This window comes from Acinetobacter brisouisimilis (assembly GCF_000368265.1).
In the GTDB taxonomy this organism is placed as follows: domain Bacteria; phylum Pseudomonadota; class Gammaproteobacteria; order Pseudomonadales; family Moraxellaceae; genus Acinetobacter.
This window is the reverse complement of the sequence record NZ_KB851219.1, coordinates 1729515-1744801: the sequence shown is the minus strand read 5'-3', so window position 1 is coordinate 1744801 and position 15287 is coordinate 1729515. Positions and strand designations below refer to the sequence as shown.

General features: G+C 41.5%; 12 protein-coding genes. 7 read left to right on the top strand and 5 right to left on the bottom strand.

The annotated features are described in order from the left end of the window. Position 1 precedes the first annotated feature (1 nt). On the top strand, positions 2 to 568 hold the full coding sequence (locus F975_RS11955; RefSeq protein WP_004753637.1) for a YggT family protein: 567 nt from the start codon (positions 2 to 4) through the stop codon (positions 566 to 568). A 59-nt stretch (positions 569 to 627) separates the two neighbouring features. Here F975_RS11955 and F975_RS11950 read toward each other — a convergent pair whose 3' ends face one another. Both F975_RS11950 and trhA read right to left on the bottom strand, forming a co-directional pair. Further along, positions 628 to 1944, bottom strand: coding sequence for an MFS transporter (locus F975_RS11950; protein WP_004753635.1), 1317 nt, complete (start codon positions 1942 to 1944; stop codon positions 628 to 630). A gap of 129 nt (positions 1945 to 2073) precedes the next feature. Continuing rightward, entirely contained in the window at positions 2074 to 2712 is a 639-nt protein-coding gene (gene trhA / locus F975_RS11945) for a PAQR family membrane homeostasis protein TrhA (RefSeq protein ID WP_004753632.1), read from the bottom strand. Between the two features lie 106 nt (positions 2713 to 2818). Here trhA and F975_RS11940 point away from each other — a divergent pair, with 106 nt between their 5' ends. Then, complete coding sequence (locus F975_RS11940) at positions 2819 to 4033, top strand: class I SAM-dependent methyltransferase (protein WP_004753630.1); 1215 nt, start codon at positions 2819 to 2821, stop codon at positions 4031 to 4033. Here the strand turns inward: F975_RS11940 and F975_RS11935 are convergent. Continuing rightward, positions 4030 to 4890 (bottom strand): patatin-like phospholipase family protein, encoded by an 861-nt coding sequence (locus F975_RS11935; protein ID WP_004753629.1) that lies wholly within the window; start codon positions 4888 to 4890, stop codon positions 4030 to 4032. The two genes, F975_RS11940 and F975_RS11935, sit on opposite strands and share 4 nt — an antisense overlap. A 141-nt stretch (positions 4891 to 5031) precedes the next feature. Beyond that, positions 5032 to 6048, bottom strand: a complete 1017-nt coding sequence (locus tag F975_RS11930; protein WP_416201885.1) for an AraC family transcriptional regulator — start codon at positions 6046 to 6048, stop codon at positions 5032 to 5034. A 483-nt stretch (positions 6049 to 6531) separates the two neighbouring features. Between F975_RS11930 and F975_RS11925 the strand changes: the two genes are divergently transcribed. The 5 genes from F975_RS11925 to F975_RS11905 all read left to right on the top strand — a co-directional run bounded on the left by F975_RS11925 (position 6532) and on the right by F975_RS11905 (position 14316). After that, positions 6532 to 7779, top strand: coding sequence for a carbohydrate porin (locus tag F975_RS11925; RefSeq protein WP_004753624.1), 1248 nt, complete (start codon positions 6532 to 6534; stop codon positions 7777 to 7779). A gap of 186 nt (positions 7780 to 7965) precedes the next feature. After that, positions 7966 to 10374: a glucose/quinate/shikimate family membrane-bound PQQ-dependent dehydrogenase gene (locus tag F975_RS11920; protein ID WP_004753622.1), complete on the top strand. Its 2409-nt coding sequence runs from the start codon at positions 7966 to 7968 to the stop codon at positions 10372 to 10374. A gap of 257 nt (positions 10375 to 10631) precedes the next feature. Beyond that, positions 10632 to 12020: an NAD-dependent succinate-semialdehyde dehydrogenase gene (locus F975_RS11915; protein WP_004753619.1), complete on the top strand. Its 1389-nt coding sequence runs from the start codon at positions 10632 to 10634 to the stop codon at positions 12018 to 12020. Between the two features lie 174 nt (positions 12021 to 12194). Next, the gene (locus F975_RS11910) at positions 12195 to 13838 is read left to right on the top strand and encodes a nitrite/sulfite reductase (RefSeq protein WP_004753618.1); all 1644 of its coding nucleotides are present in this window, start codon (positions 12195 to 12197) and stop codon (positions 13836 to 13838) included. After that, a complete protein-coding gene (locus F975_RS11905; protein ID WP_004753616.1) occupies positions 13831 to 14316 on the top strand; it encodes a DUF934 domain-containing protein in 486 nt (161 codons plus the stop codon). Before F975_RS11910 ends, F975_RS11905 begins: the two co-directional genes overlap by 8 nt. A 109-nt stretch (positions 14317 to 14425) precedes the next feature. Here the strand turns inward: F975_RS11905 and F975_RS11900 are convergent, their stop codons facing one another. After that, positions 14426 to 14944 carry a GspH/FimT family pseudopilin gene (locus F975_RS11900; protein ID WP_004753614.1) on the bottom strand — a complete coding sequence of 173 codons (519 nt, stop codon included), beginning with the start codon at positions 14942 to 14944 and terminating at the stop codon, positions 14426 to 14428. Positions 14945 to 15287: the final 343 nt, after the last annotated feature.

The window sequence follows — 15287 nt, the reverse complement described above, 5'->3', positions numbered from 1 at the left end:
GATGGGAATGACTTCGACGCTATTTGGTATTTTGATGAATGTCGCAATTTTGCTGGTGTTCTTAAGATTCTTAATGCAATTAGCGATGGTAAATCCATATAACCCTGTAGTTTTATCTACCATTAAAGCCACTAAAATTGTAGATATTTTTAGCTCGATTTTTCCGACATTGGCAAAAGGACGGGTCAATCTCGCTGCTTTGGTTTTGTTGGTGATGATTTATTTGTTAAAAATCGTGGGCGTGGCATATTTGTCAGGTGTTATGCCGCATGGCGCAGTTCATCTGGTTATTTTAACTTTTGTGACGATGATTCAGGACTTAATTACGTTTTGTCGTTATCTGATTTTTGCTACGATTATATTGGGGTGGGTGGTATTATTTACTCAGTCAAACTCTCCGTATATTGAAGTTGTTCAAGAACTTGCAGAACCTTTGCTTGCGCCGTTTCGCCGCATTTTACCGAATATGGGGATGATTGATTTATCCCCGATTCTGGCATTTTTAGCATTATATATCGCTGAAGCACTTATGAATGAAGTGGCCCGAGTATTGCTCATAGGACTGTAACAACAGCATCTAAAATAAAAAACCAGCATGATTGCTGGTTTTTTATTGTGTGTGATACCTCAGACTTGATCGTTAACATTCACATCTTTAGTTTCACGAATAAATAAAAATGCCAGTAGAGAGAGGATTGCTGCCGCAGATAAGTAATAACCTACAGTGGCTAAGCCATAATTTTTTGCCAGTTCGGTGGCGATGAGCGGAGCAAAAGAAGCACCCAAAATACCCGCCAAATTAAAGGTGAGGGCTGAGCCTGTATAGCGCACTGAAATTGGAAATTGTTCAGATAATACTGTTCCAATTGGGCCGTAGGTCAGACCCATAATGCTTAAGCCGATACATAAAAATATAAACACAGCAAACAGGCTGCCCGATGCAAGAAGTGGCGCAAAGAAAATTCCAAAAACCGCAGCAATTGCACAAACCAAAATAGACGTGGTTCTACGTCCAAATTTTTCAGCAAGTACCGCAGATAGAGGAATTGTTCCTGCAAAACACAAGGTTGCAACCAACTGAATTTCAAGGAACTGATTACGAGTATAACCCAGTTCGGTAGTTCCCCATTGCAATGCAAAAACTGTAGTCAGGTAAAACACGACAAAGGTACAAATTGCAGCAACCGTACCTAAGCAGAGCGACTTGAAATGTTTGGTAAACACATCTTTTACAGGAATATTGACTTCTTTTTGCTTGTCTAAAACCTTCTGGAAGGCAGGGGTTTCCTGTAGTTTGAGTCGAATATATAAACCCATAAAAACAAGAACAGCACTAGAAACAAAAGGAATCCGCCAACCCCATTGCATGAACTCCGCATTCGACATGCAGGCACTGAGTAGTAAAAATGCGCCAGTTGCTAAAATAAATCCGACAGGTGCACCCAGTTGAGGAAACATGCCATACCAGGCGCGTTTACCTTCAGGGGCATTTTCAGTGGCAAGTAAAACTGCGCCGCTCCATTCACCGCCTAGTCCTAAGCCTTGCCCTAAACGACACATAGCCAGTAATAGGGGGGCAACTAAGCCAATTTGTGCATAAGTGGGTAATAACCCGATGCTGATGGTGGAGATGCCCATCGTCAGTAAGGCAGCAACCAGTGTGGCTTTACGCCCAATACGATCACCCAAATGCCCAAATAATGCTGCACCAATCGGGCGAGCAATAAATGCAATCGCAAAAGTGGCTAAAGACTGAATGCGAGCAACGCTTTCATCGCCACTCGGGAAGAAAAGATGCGGAAAAATAATCACCGCGGCAGTTGCATAAATATAAAAATCAAAGAACTCAATGGTTGTACCCACTAAACTGGCTAACAATACGCGAGTTTTCGAGTTTACGGGTACAGCCTGTGCTTCTGCTGTTGTAGATGTCGATGACGCCATAATTCAACCTTTACTTAAAAAACAGACATGGTTAACAGCGTAATCTTTTTAAAAAAATATCTAATTTTTTAAAAAAATACGAAAGACACCACACTTTTAAGCAGGGTTACTACAACTAAAAGATGGGTGTTAAGAAAAAGCGTATAGATAGACCGCCAGGAAATGTGATCCTGCGCCAATCAGTACAAAAATATGCCAAATAGCGTGGGTATATCTTACCTTTTTTAGGGCATAAAACAATGCACCCACCGTATATGCTAACCCGCCAGTAATCAGGAGCATTAAGCAGCCATGGGGTAAATAACGCTGCATATCATCCATCATCAATACAGCAAACCAGCCCATCAGCAAGTATGCAATCAGTGAAACCTTATTAAAACGATGTGCCATACAAAGCTTAAATACCGTGCCAATGGCAGCAATTGCCCATAAGGCAATCAGTAAATAGTGTGCTTTGGTAGTGGGAATACTTAAATATAAAAAAGGCGTGTATGTCCCTGCAATTAGATAATAAATCGCGGTGTGATCCAGTTTTTTGTACCAGTGACGTTTGGTTTCAGTTTTTGCCCAGTGGTAAAGCGTTGAACATGCCAACATTAAAATCAGGCTGAATGCATAAACCCATAAACTGAACCATTTATCCATACTGAGAAAAGCGCTTTTATACAGCAATAAAGTACTGGCGAGGATAGCAATCACTACACCAACCCCATGAGTTAAGACATTGAGACGCTCTTCTGAGGGGTCGTAATTGGTGACATTTGACATTATTTTAATGATAACCTGATTAAAAATACACTTGTATATTAATTCAGTTTTGCATTTAAGGTAAGAACAATTAGAATGGATTTGTAAATTTCTTTAGGTTGTGATTATGTCCACACTGACTCAGCGTTCTGAACAGGAACAACAATGGCTTGCCGAGTTGCAGGCGGCTTTAACCGATCATCATTTTCAGCGTTTAGTATTGAGTCAGTACCAAGGTGAAATTGCAGAGCTTGAAAAGATCAATTTTCGTGTCATCGAAATTCAACAGCAGCCTAAACTCTGTGCGGTTTATCAATATAAAACCCAAGATGTCACTAAAAATTATGATTTTACTGAGGCTTATAATTGCATCTCAGAATTGCTTGGCAACTGTAAACAAGCCAATCTGTTTGTTGATGGTGAAGAGTTACAGCTCAAACGTACCAAGAAAAAAGTGATTTTGACACGTAGCCAAAAGCAAAACACCTCGATCTCCCAGCAAGCGCATAATCGTGAAAAACAGCGTTATATTTTACAGGAACAGGCATATTTGCAGGATTTGGGAATTACTGATCATAAAGCCCAACTTGTGCCAAGTATGGCAAGAAAGTGGAAGCAAATTAATAAATTTATTGAAATTTTTTCCAATGCGATTGAGCAGATTACCCCAGAAGATCGGGCATTGCATGTGGTGGATTTTGGTTCGGGGAAAGGTTATCTGACTTTTGCTATGTATGACTATTTGCAGCAGCAAGGTTTACAACCCAAAATTACAGGCGTGGAACTGCGCGATAATTTGGTCGAATTTTGTCAAAAAGTTGCAGATAAAAACCAATTTAGCCAACTCGAATTTTTTCAGGGCGATGTGCGCAGTTACCAGCCTGAGCATCTCGATGTGATGATTGCATTGCATGCCTGTGATATTGCCACTGATTTTGCCATTCACTGTGGCATTCGTCTGAATGCTTCGGTGATTATGTGCGCGCCATGTTGTCATAAAGAGTTGCGCCCACAACTGAAAAGCCCTGAAGTGCTGAAACCGATGTTGCACTATGGTATTCATCAGGCACAGCAGGCAGAAATGCTGACCGATACCATTCGGGCGTTGCTGCTTGAAGCCTATGGTTATGAAACCAAAGTCTTTGAGTTTGTGTCTTTAGAACATACCAGTAAAAATAAAATGATTTTGGCGGTACGCCGTAAATCGGTGAGCGTACCTGATCCTAAAATCATGGCGCAGATCGAGGCTTTGAAGCAGATGTATGGCATTGGGCAGCATAGCTTGCAGCGATTACTGGAAAATGAATTGGTCGATCAGGGTCGGGCAGGCTGTCGCTGCTAAGCTCGCAGCAGCTGTTGCCAGTCCTGTATGGCGCGATAACCCGCTTCAACACCGACCTGATAGCTATAACGTAAACGCTTCGGGTCTTGGCATAGGCGATTTGCCATGTATTTGTGTTCGGGCGGGTTAATCTCCAGAATTTTGAGCGCTTGCGGTTTGCGTAAAAATTCGACGGACTGATTGTAGTGTTCGCCCCGTTGTTTCAGGCTTTGGGCAAAACCATGATGCTGCACGAAACGAGAAAGTAAAGCATCTGTTTTTCGACCTTGTTTGGCATAGTGTCGAGGTCGGGTGCGAATTACCATCAAGGCATCCATTTGAGGGTGTTGTGCTGCCCACTGCACAGGTAGAGCATCGGCAACACCACCATCAAAAAATGGCTGTTGCTGTACCCAAACAGGTTGTCGTGTAATAAATGGAATAGAACTCGAAGCCCTTAAACTATCGAGTAATGTCTCGGGTTGGGCGCGCTGATAATGCGCCTGACCTGTATGGGCATGTGTCAATACAATGTAAAATTCGGGATGATTTTTGAATAATGTCGCAAGATCTAAAGGATTTTCTTGTTCCAGTACATCCCACATCCATTTAACATCCATCAGGTCACCACCTTTGAAAAAGCGTTTGAGCTGAATGAATTCTGGGCGTAAAGTCTGATCCAAAAAGATCTCTAAGTTACGTCCTTTTTGCTGAGCGAGATAACTTGCTAGAGTTGTCGAGCCTGATGAAACGCCGACATATAAGCGAAAAGGATTGAATTGTTCTGTCAGAAAGGCATCAACTACACCTGTACTGAAAGCTGCTCGCATCCCGCCACCTTCCACTACCAAGGCGCTAGATTGAATAGCATGATTCATATCGTTTTGATCTGTTTGGTCAAAATCGTATTATGCAATAGATTGGATTTTTATGGTTTTATGTCGTGTGATATGCAGAGTCATTCTTGAAGGTAAAAATAATCTCAGGCATTTAACCTGAGATTATTCAATTGCTTATATTTATAATGAACCGTGTAATTGGCGATATAGACCTGGGGTAACGCCAGTCCACTTTTTGAAAGCACGGTGGAAGGTACTGGTTTCACTAAAACCGACCTGCTGTGCAACATCTTCCAGAGTGAGATTGGGTTGCAACAGTAAATGAATCGCGGCATCGCGTCGTAAAGCATCTTTAACACCCTGATAGCTTTTACCTTCAGAGGCTAGGCGACGACGTAAGGTTTGTGGTGAAAGGTAAAGCATTGAAGCCACGTCATTTAATGTTGGCATTTCTTCGCCAATATGACTTTTCAGCACATCACGAATACGCGAAGTCAACGAGTTAATATTTTTAAACTTTACTAAAAGCTGTGCAGGGGCAACTTTTAAGAATTCTTCCAGCGTTTCTTCATTTTGGCGAATCGGTAAATCGAGATAATCGGCGGCAAAAGTGATTTCGGTACGCGGTGTATCAAACTGCATAAGTGGTGCAAAGAATAACGCATCGTATTCATCAGCTTGCTCTGGACGCGGATATTCGAAATTGACCCGTTCCAAGGAAATGCGACGATCAATTAACCATGATGCCAAGCCATGCCAAATCATCAGCATGCTTTCCGTCATAAAGTGGTCTGGGTCGAGCTCTCTTGGAATTAGCGGGACTAGGCGCGCTTCGTGTTTATCTCGTTCAATCGCAATAAACCAGTCATCACGAAATAAACGGTAAAACTGTTCTGATAGTTCTAAAGCTTGACCTAAAGTTTTTGCATGAATGATCAACTGACACATCATGGCAAAAGTGCCTAAACGGCGCGGTTCTGTGGAAAAACCAGCATGTTCGTCTTGGGTCACCATCCATAACATTTGAATAAAACGTGTGTACTGTTCGGGTGAAACACGAGCTTTAGGTTGTTTGAGTAATTCAGCTTCGATGCCGACATGTGAAAGGAGGGTTTCGACATCCATGCCCAGTCTTTTCACACCAGTCAAAGCTGCATTCACGAAATGGATACTAATCGTGTCGCGGCTGACATTGATTCCTTCAATCGCTTTGATATTCACAAATAATTGACCTAAATGAAGATAAAAAATTATTAAGGCAATTTGCATTGTCTGTAAAGGGAAATTTATTTTAATTGCTGCAAACTGGTGCTGACATGGCGGAATATGACATTGTTTTTATCAAAAGTTGCACACTTGGTGATTCAGTTTGAAATAAATGTCTTGTATAAAATATTAAAAACTTGAGTATAAGAATTGGTATTTTTTAAACAAATGGATTTGCACTAAATTTGTGCTTAATTTTAACGCAACCATTTTTTTAAAAAATTTAAAAAATCATAATCAAAAAATAAGCAGTTGATTTTTATTACTCTTTAAAAATAATTAATTTTTTTAAGTATTTAAAAATAAAATATAGTTTTGCTATTCTGGTTGCCTGACTGAGATAGCAAAACACTCAACATTTATTACAAAAATAATAGTATCCTACGCGTTTCGATCAACAACATAGAGTTTTCAATGTTGCGTAGATTTGCTTTTATCTCTCAAGTATCCATGTGTTCTGTCATGGTTTCCCTTGCTGCTCAGTCACATGCTGCTGATGCATTCAGTACCGAAAGCCCATATATGTTGGGTGATTGGAATGGGCAACGGGCAGCCTTAAAGGAACAAGGATACGACTTCTCTTTTGGTTATACAGGAGAGTTGGCTAATGTGCTTGATTCAAAAAATACATCAAGCCATGGCACTGAATATTCAGGTCAGGTGAGCTTAGGCGCTCATTTGGATTTGAACAAAGTCTTGGGTTGGCAAGATACAGAAGCTCAAGTGACTGTGACTGAACGTCATGGGCGTAATTTGAGTAATACCTCGGATGCTTTGAATGGGCAGCTAAGCTCGGTTCAGGAAGTTTGGGGACGTGGACAAACTTGGCGTTTAACCGATTTCTGGATCAAACGAAAATTCCTTGATCAAAAGCTAGATGTCAAAGTCGGACGTTTTGGTGAAGCTGAAGAATTTAACAGTTTTAACTGTGATTTTCAGAACCTTGCACTCTGTGGCTCGCAAATGGGCAACTGGGCAGGTGACCAGTGGTATAACTGGCCAGTTAGCCAATGGGCTATCCGTGTGAAATACCAGTTACAACCCAACCTGTTTGCACAAGTGGGCGCATTTGAAGTAAACCCTGAAAACCTTGAACGGGGTAAGGGCTTTAACCTCAGTACAGATGGTTCAAAAGGCGCATTAATTCCTGTGGAATTGGTTTGGCAGCCAAAATTGACTGCTGCACAGTTACCAGGTGAATACCGTTTGGGCTATTTCTATAGCACAGCAGATGCCAGCAAATTGAATTCACAAGCACAAGACATTGCCAACACTTCAGCACATAAACAAGGTGGTTGGGTGTCTGTGAAGCAGCAATTAACCACACATCAGGGCGATGTGAACCGTGGTTTGACTGCTTGGGCAAATTTCACTTTCTTTGATGATGCAACCAATGCTGTGACCAACATGCAAAACTTGGCGATCAGTTATAACGGCTTATTCGATGCTCGTCCGCAAGATGAAATTGCAGTGGGCGTTGGACGTATTCATAAAAGTGCACAAGGTTACAGCAGTGAATATGATGCCGAATTGTACTATGGTATTCATGCAACCAACTGGCTAACTGTGCGACCAAACATCCAGTATGTTCGTCATGTGGGTGCTTTGAAAGACGGTAACAACGCTTGGGTCGGTGGTATCAAATTCGTCACAGCCTTCTAATCTGACAGAACGTTCAAATCCTTATTGCACTGCATGTGCCTAGTTTTGTGCAAAATATAAACAAAACTGGGCTTTTCTCTCACAATGCAGTGTGTTCTTGTTAAATGAAAATCATTATTTCATATCAAGTAAAAGCCTAGGGCTTTTGCTTTGGTACTGATTTAACCAAAATATCGAGGTGTGTTTATGACTCAACCCTCACAACGCTCAGGGTTTCAAACTTTGATGGCAATTGCGATTGCGCTGATTGGTTTGATTCTACTGGCTGGCGGTGCTTATGCCGCATTCTTAGGCGCTTCTTTTTATTATGTGATTGCGGGAATTTTATTACTCATTTCAGCAATTTTACTCTTACGTAATTCTGCGGTTTCCTTATTGGTTTATGCAGCGCTTATGCTTGCCACCATTATTTGGGGGCTTTGGGAAGTCGGTTCGGACTTCTGGGCATTAGTTCCTCGTTATGACATCTTGGGTGTAATCGGGATTTTACTGTTGTTGCCTGCGGCAACGCGTGGTATTCAACAACCTGTTAAACCAAGCCGTATTGCCTTGGGTTCAACTCTCGTTATTGCCATTTTAGTAATGGTGTATTCGATCTTTAATGATCCACAAGAAATCAACGGCACGATTACCAACCAACAGCCTGCAAAAGCACAGGCAGTCTCAGGTGTTGCTGAAAGTGACTGGCCAGCATATGGTCGTACTCAAGGTGGCGTGCGTTATTCTCCACTGACTCAAATCAATGATAAAACCGTCAAAGATTTAAAAGTGGCATGGACATACCGTACTGGTGACTTGAAAACGGGCAATGACTCGGGTGAAACCACCAATCAGGTGACGCCAATCAAGATTGGCGACAATATGTACATGTGTACCACGCACCAGTTCCTGATCGCACTTGATCCTGCAACAGGCAAGCAAAAATGGCGCTTCGATCCGAAATTGCAAACGAATCCAAGCTTCCAGCATTTAACTTGTCGTGGCGTATCATATTTTGATGCCAACAATACCCAAGGTTTTGCAGCAAGCTTGCAACATAAAACTTCAAGTTCAGCGCAATGCCCACGTAAAGTTTTCTTGCCAGTCAACGATGGTCGTTTGATTGCGATCAATGCGGATAACGGTCAACGCTGTACTGACTTTGGTCAAAATGGTGAAGTCAATCTGCAAGCCAATATGCCGTATGCTTATGCAGGCGGTTACAACCCAACTTCGCCACCAGTCGTGACAGGTACAACCGTAATTATTGCGGGTTCTGTAACGGACAACTACTCTAACAAAGAACCTTCGGGTGTAATTCGTGGTTACGATGTCAACACAGGTAAACTGTTGTGGGCGTTTGATACTGGTGCGCAAGATCCAAATACTTTACCGGGTCAGAACACAAACTTTGTCAACAACTCACCAAATGCGTGGGCACCACTGGCATATGATGCCAAACTGGATATTGTCTATATTCCAACAGGTGTAGGTACGCCTGATATTTGGGGTGGTGACCGTAATGAGTTGAAAGAGCGTTATGCCAACTCGATGCTGGCGGTGAATGCAACCACAGGTAAACTGATCTGGCATTTCCAAACCACACATCATGATTTGTGGGATATGGATGTACCGTCTCAGCCATCACTTGCCGATGTCAAAACCAAAGATGGTCAAACTGTTCCTGCGATTTATGTATTGACCAAAACAGGTAATGTATTTGTCTTGGATCGCCGTACAGGTCAAGCCATTGTGCCAATTCATGAACGTGCCGTACCGCAAACGGTTGAGCGTGGCCCGCAAACTGCAGGTGAACGTTATTCTGCAACCCAACCATTCTCTGATCTGGATTTGGCACCACAAGGCAAATTGACTGATAAAGACATGTGGGGCGCAACCATGTTTGACCAGTTGATGTGTCGTATTGAGTTCAAGAAATTGAATTACAATGGTATTTATACGCCACCGTCAGTCAACGGCACGTTGGTATTCCCAGGTAACTTGGGTGTGTTTGAATGGGGCGGCATGTCGGTTAACCAAGACCGTCAGGTTGCAGTCATGAATCCGATCGGATTGCCATTTATTAGCCGTCTGATTCCTGAAAACCCAAACCGTAAAGAAACTGCCAAAGGTGCAGGGACTGAGCAGGGTATTCAGCCAATGTACGGTGTACCGTATGGTGTGGAAATTAAACCATTCTTGTCACCAGTGGGCTTGCCATGTAAACAGCCTTCATGGGGTTATGTTGCAGGCGTGGATTTAAATACCCATCAAGTTGTTTGGAAAAAACGTATCGGTACGATTCGTGACAGCTTGCCGAAATTATTCCAATTGCCAGCACTCAAAATTGGTGTGCCTGGTTTGGGTGGTTCGATTTCAACTGCAGGTAATGTCATGTTCGTGGCAGCAACTCAAGACAACTATATCCGTGCTTACAATGTCAGTAACGGAGATAAACTTTGGGAAGCGCGTTTGCCAGCAGGTGGACAGGCAACGCCAATGACTTATGAAATCAACGGTAAACAGTACCTTGTGATTATGGCAGGTGGTCATGGTTCATTTGGTACCAAGATGGGCGACTATCTGGTGGCCTATGCATTGCCAGATGCCAAATAATCTTAGCTATAAATAACTGTAAAAAATGCTCACTTCGGTGGGCATTTTTTATGCATGAATGTATTTCTTAATAAAAGTAGGGGAAAAGTAGGCGAAGTGTGTGAGTTAAATTTGTTAAAAAATAGATGAACTTTAAATAAGTATATTTTTATATTTATCAGAGTCTTATTTAAATTTGATCTTGGTGATCAGATCAAGAGCACTAATTTTACTCCTTAGTCGTATTAGTGCTGGGTCATAACAGAAGGATGTAATAAATGGCTTATGCTACAGTCAATCCATATACGGGTGAAACTTTAAAAACTTTTCCAACTGCAAGCAAGGAAGAAGTGCTTGAAGCGATTGATCAAGCCTACAACACTTTTTTAAGTTGGAAAGAAACCAGTTTTGAACAACGCGCTGCAATCTTAAATAAAGCAGCCAGTATTTTGCGCAATGAAACCGATAAATATGCACAATACTTAACTTTGGAAATGGGTAAGCTATTTACTGAAGCAAAGCTTGAAACCATCTTGTCGGCTGAAATCTTAGAATATTATGCCAAGCATGCTGAAAAACTATTGGCGCCAGAAAAACTCCCAACTGATGCGCAAGGTGTTGAAGCGACACTGTACCATGAACCACAAGGTGTATTGCTTGCGGTGGAGCCTTGGAATTTTCCGTTCTATCAAATCGCACGTATCATTGCGCCACAACTATCGGCAGGTAACACCATCCTGTTAAAACATGCGTCAAATGTTCCGCAAAGTGCCAATGTGTTTGAAGAATTGATGCTTGAAGCGGGTCTGCCACAAGGTGCATTTAAAAACTTATATCTTGCACATGAACATACTGCTGTGATTCTGAATGATCGCCGTGTCTGTGGTGTCGCATTGACAGGTTCTGAAGCAGCAGGCGCAATTGTGGCTGCGGAAGCAGGTAAGGCACTGAAAAAATCAACTTTAGAGTTGGGTGGTGCAGATGCTTTTGTTGTACTTGAAGATGCTGATTTACAAAAAACTGTGGACTGGGCAGTGATGGGGCGTCACTGGAATGCAGGTCAGGTCTGTGTTTCGTCTAAACGTCTGATTGTGGTTGATGCAATTTATGACCAATTCTTGGCATTGTATAAAGAAGGTGTGGCAAAACTCAAAGCAGGCGATCCAATGGATCCTGAAACCACGCTTGCGCCATTGTCTTCACAAAAAGCAGCAGATGATTTGAAAAAACAAGTCGAAAAAGCCATTGAAGCGGGTGCTGAGGTTGAAGTAATTGGTGCACCAGTACCAGAGCAGGGTGCTTTCTTCCAGCCACTTCTCATGACCAACTTGCATGAAAATAACGAAGCACGCCATTGGGAGTTCTTTGGCCCAGTAACACAGCTCTACCGTGCCAAAGATGAAGCTGATGCGATTCTCATTGCCAACGATACGCCATTTGGTTTGGGTGGTTCGGTATTTACCCAAGACCATGCACGTGGTGTTGAAGTTGCAAAACAAATCTATACAGGCATGGTGTTCATTAACCATCCGACCATGGTGAAAGCGGATTTGCCATTTGGTGGGGTTGCACACTCAGGTTATGGTCGTGAACTGATCGGTTTAGGCATTAAAGAGTTTGTGAATCATAAACTTGTTGGTGTAGCAGATATTGATGCACCATTCTAAATAGCACTGAAATACAGGTTTTAAAAAAAGCTGATCTCGATTGAGGTCAGCTTTTTTATTGCAGAAAGCTCTTTATCAGTAAAACCGTTATTAAATATGTAAAAAAAGCATTTTGTTGATGAATTAAAGCCCTTTATGCTATGGCAGTTAAATTGAACTTACTAGCTGAACGCCATGTATTTATATACTGATTTCGATCAGCAACTGGTGAATGAACGAGTTGCACAATTCCGTGATCAAACAGAACGTTATCTCGCGGGAAAATTGACCGAAGACGAATACCGCCCATTACGTCTACAAAATGGTTTATATGTACAGCGTTATGCGCCAATGTTACGTATTGCCGTGCCATATGGCTTAATGAATTCAAAGCAATTGCGTAAAATTGCAGATATTTCTAAAGAATATGACCGTGGTTATGCTCACGTATCGACACGCCAAAATATTCAGTTGAACTGGCCAGCGCTTGAAGATGTGCCAGATATTTTAACTGAATTGGCAACGGTGCAAATGCATGCCATTCAAACTTCAGGAAACTGTATTCGTAACACAACAACTGACCAATATGCGGGTGTTGTGGCAGGGGAAATCGCTGACCCGCGTCCAACCTGTGAATTGATTCGTCAGTGGAGTACATTCCACCCTGAATTTGCATTCTTGCCACGTAAGTTCAAAATTGCAGTATCTGCACTTGAAGAAAAAGACCGTGCTGCAACGTCATTCCACGATATTGGTGTATATATCGTGAAAAACGAAGCAGGTGAAATCGGCTATAAAATCAAAGTCGGCGGTGGTTTAGGTCGTACACCAGTGATTGGTAGTGTGATTCGTGAATTTTTGCCACGTGAAGATTTGATTGCTTATTTGGATGCCGTGTTACGTGTTTATAATCTGCATGGTCGCCGTGACAACAAATACAAAGCGCGTATCAAAATCTTGGTGAAAGCCATGACGCCTGAAGTGTTTGCTGAAAAAGTTGAAGCTGAATTTGCACATACGCGTGAGCCACTGAAAATTCAACCAGAATTCTTGGCGAAAATGGATGCGGTATTTACTCCATTTGCCTATCAGGATTTGCCTGACGAAGATTTCTCTGAATTGTTTGCGCAATATCCAAAATTCAAGCAATGGTTTAATGTCAACACCAACGCACATAAAGTTAAAGGCTATCGCATTGTGACGATTAGCTTAAAACGTGCAGGTATTGCACCTGGGGATATGACTACGGAAGAAATGCATTTTATTGCAGATCTTGCAGACAAATACACCTTTGGTGAGTTGCGTACCACACATGAGCAAAATATTTCTCTAGCTGATGTACCGCAAAAAGATGTATTTGCATTATGGCAAGCACTGGAAAATGCCAACATGGCACGCGCACATATTGGTTTTATTACCGATATTATCTGCTGCCCAGGCGGTGATTTCTGTTCATTGGCAAATGCGAAATCAATTCCAATTTCTGAAGCGATTACTCGTCGTTTCGAAGACTTAGATACTGTATATAACTTGGGTCGTTTAGACTTAAATATCTCAGGTTGTATGAATGCCTGTGGTCATCACCATGTCGGTAATATTGGTATTTTAGGTGTTGATAAAAAAGGCGCAGAGTTCTACCAAATTACTTTGGGTGGTAACTCAGACCATGACGCATCAATTGGCGATATCTTGGGGCCTTCTTTTGCCGCAGATGTTGTGCCAGATGTTGTTGAGGAAATTCTGAATACTTACCTCGACTTACGTCAAGATGGCGAAGAGTTTATCGAAACTTACCGCCGTGTGGGGATTCAACCGTTTAAGGAGCGTGCATATGCTTAATTTAGCCTTACCTGTGCTATTTAAAGATGGCACGATTCAAGACAATACTTATCAGGCGGTTGCTGAAGATGGCACAGTGCCACAAGGTGATGTGGTTTTGACTACAGCTCAGCTTGAACAATTGAGTCAAGTACAAGGTAAAAAAGCTTTGTATATTACAGTCAATGACTCGCCTGAAACACATCACTACCCATTAGAGCAGCTTGATAGCATTTTTATTGAGTTTGCTGGTTTTAATGATGGTCGCGGTTATTCATTTGCTGCATTGTTACGCCGTCAAGGTTATCAGGGTGAATTACGTGCTGTAGGCGATATCTTCAAAGACGTTTTAAACTATTTAAAACGCTCTGGCTTTGACAGCTTTGTGGTCAAAGAAGGCAAAGATATTCAAGAAGCTGCGGCAGGTTTGCAAGACTTTACCAACCCGTACCAAATCTCAACAGCAGTTCCACAAGCAGGTTATCAAACTGGTGCTTAACTGCTGAAGTAAAAAAGCTGGATTCGTTCCAGCTTTTTTTATGTCTAAATTTTCAGATGAGACAAAGTGGAGTGTTAATCATAAGAAAACAACTCGCTTGGAATCCAATCTAGCAACTCAAAGGTGTTTCATCACGTACAATTCCTGTCATACTTAAAATAACTTTGCTGTGTGGTGAATTATATTGACTGCAATAAAGAAAGCTACCAATTGAGCCTCGAGGCAAGCCAGTATCACCTTGAAAGACCAGACTAGGTGAACCTAAACTGCCTTGCCAACGTAGATTGCCATAGCGAAGCTGCATCGGGTAAGTATTTAGCAATTTTTCATGCGTTTCTCTGCTGCGATTTTGATTTAAATCGAGAAAAGAAATGAATCCTGTTGTCCAAGCATTCTGACTACAACTTTCAAAATCTTCGCTGGCGCATACCACAACATTATTATGATATAAAACCGCATGTTGTTTGGCTTGTTGTAAGTGCATGCGTAATTTAACAGGAATGAGTTGGGCTTCTTGTTTTGCTTTGGTATTATGGTAAAAAGGTATGACCATCATAGATAGAATCGCTAAAATAACAATTGCAATCGTAAGCTCAAATAGGCTAAATCCACCCTTTGTAAGATTCATTGACTTATTTCCATGTTTATTTTTTAGTAGTAAAAATATGAAAAATGAGATGTTTTTTATACATTCGACTTTATTTAGTATAATATGTAAAAATATATGTATTAATCTTGCATTCAAGTTTACTGAATTACAACGGAAATTGTAAGGAAATTTGTCAATAATTTGCGAATAGAGTTGTTAGCTGACAGTCAGTTGATGAAAGTGTAAGATTAGCTTAAATAATAATCAAGATATAACATCTTGATAAGAAAATAAAAATTTTGAGCTAAGCTTAAAACAATTGTTTTATCTGGAGGATATCCATGAAATTAAGTCGTATTGCAGTTGCTACCTTGCTTGCAGC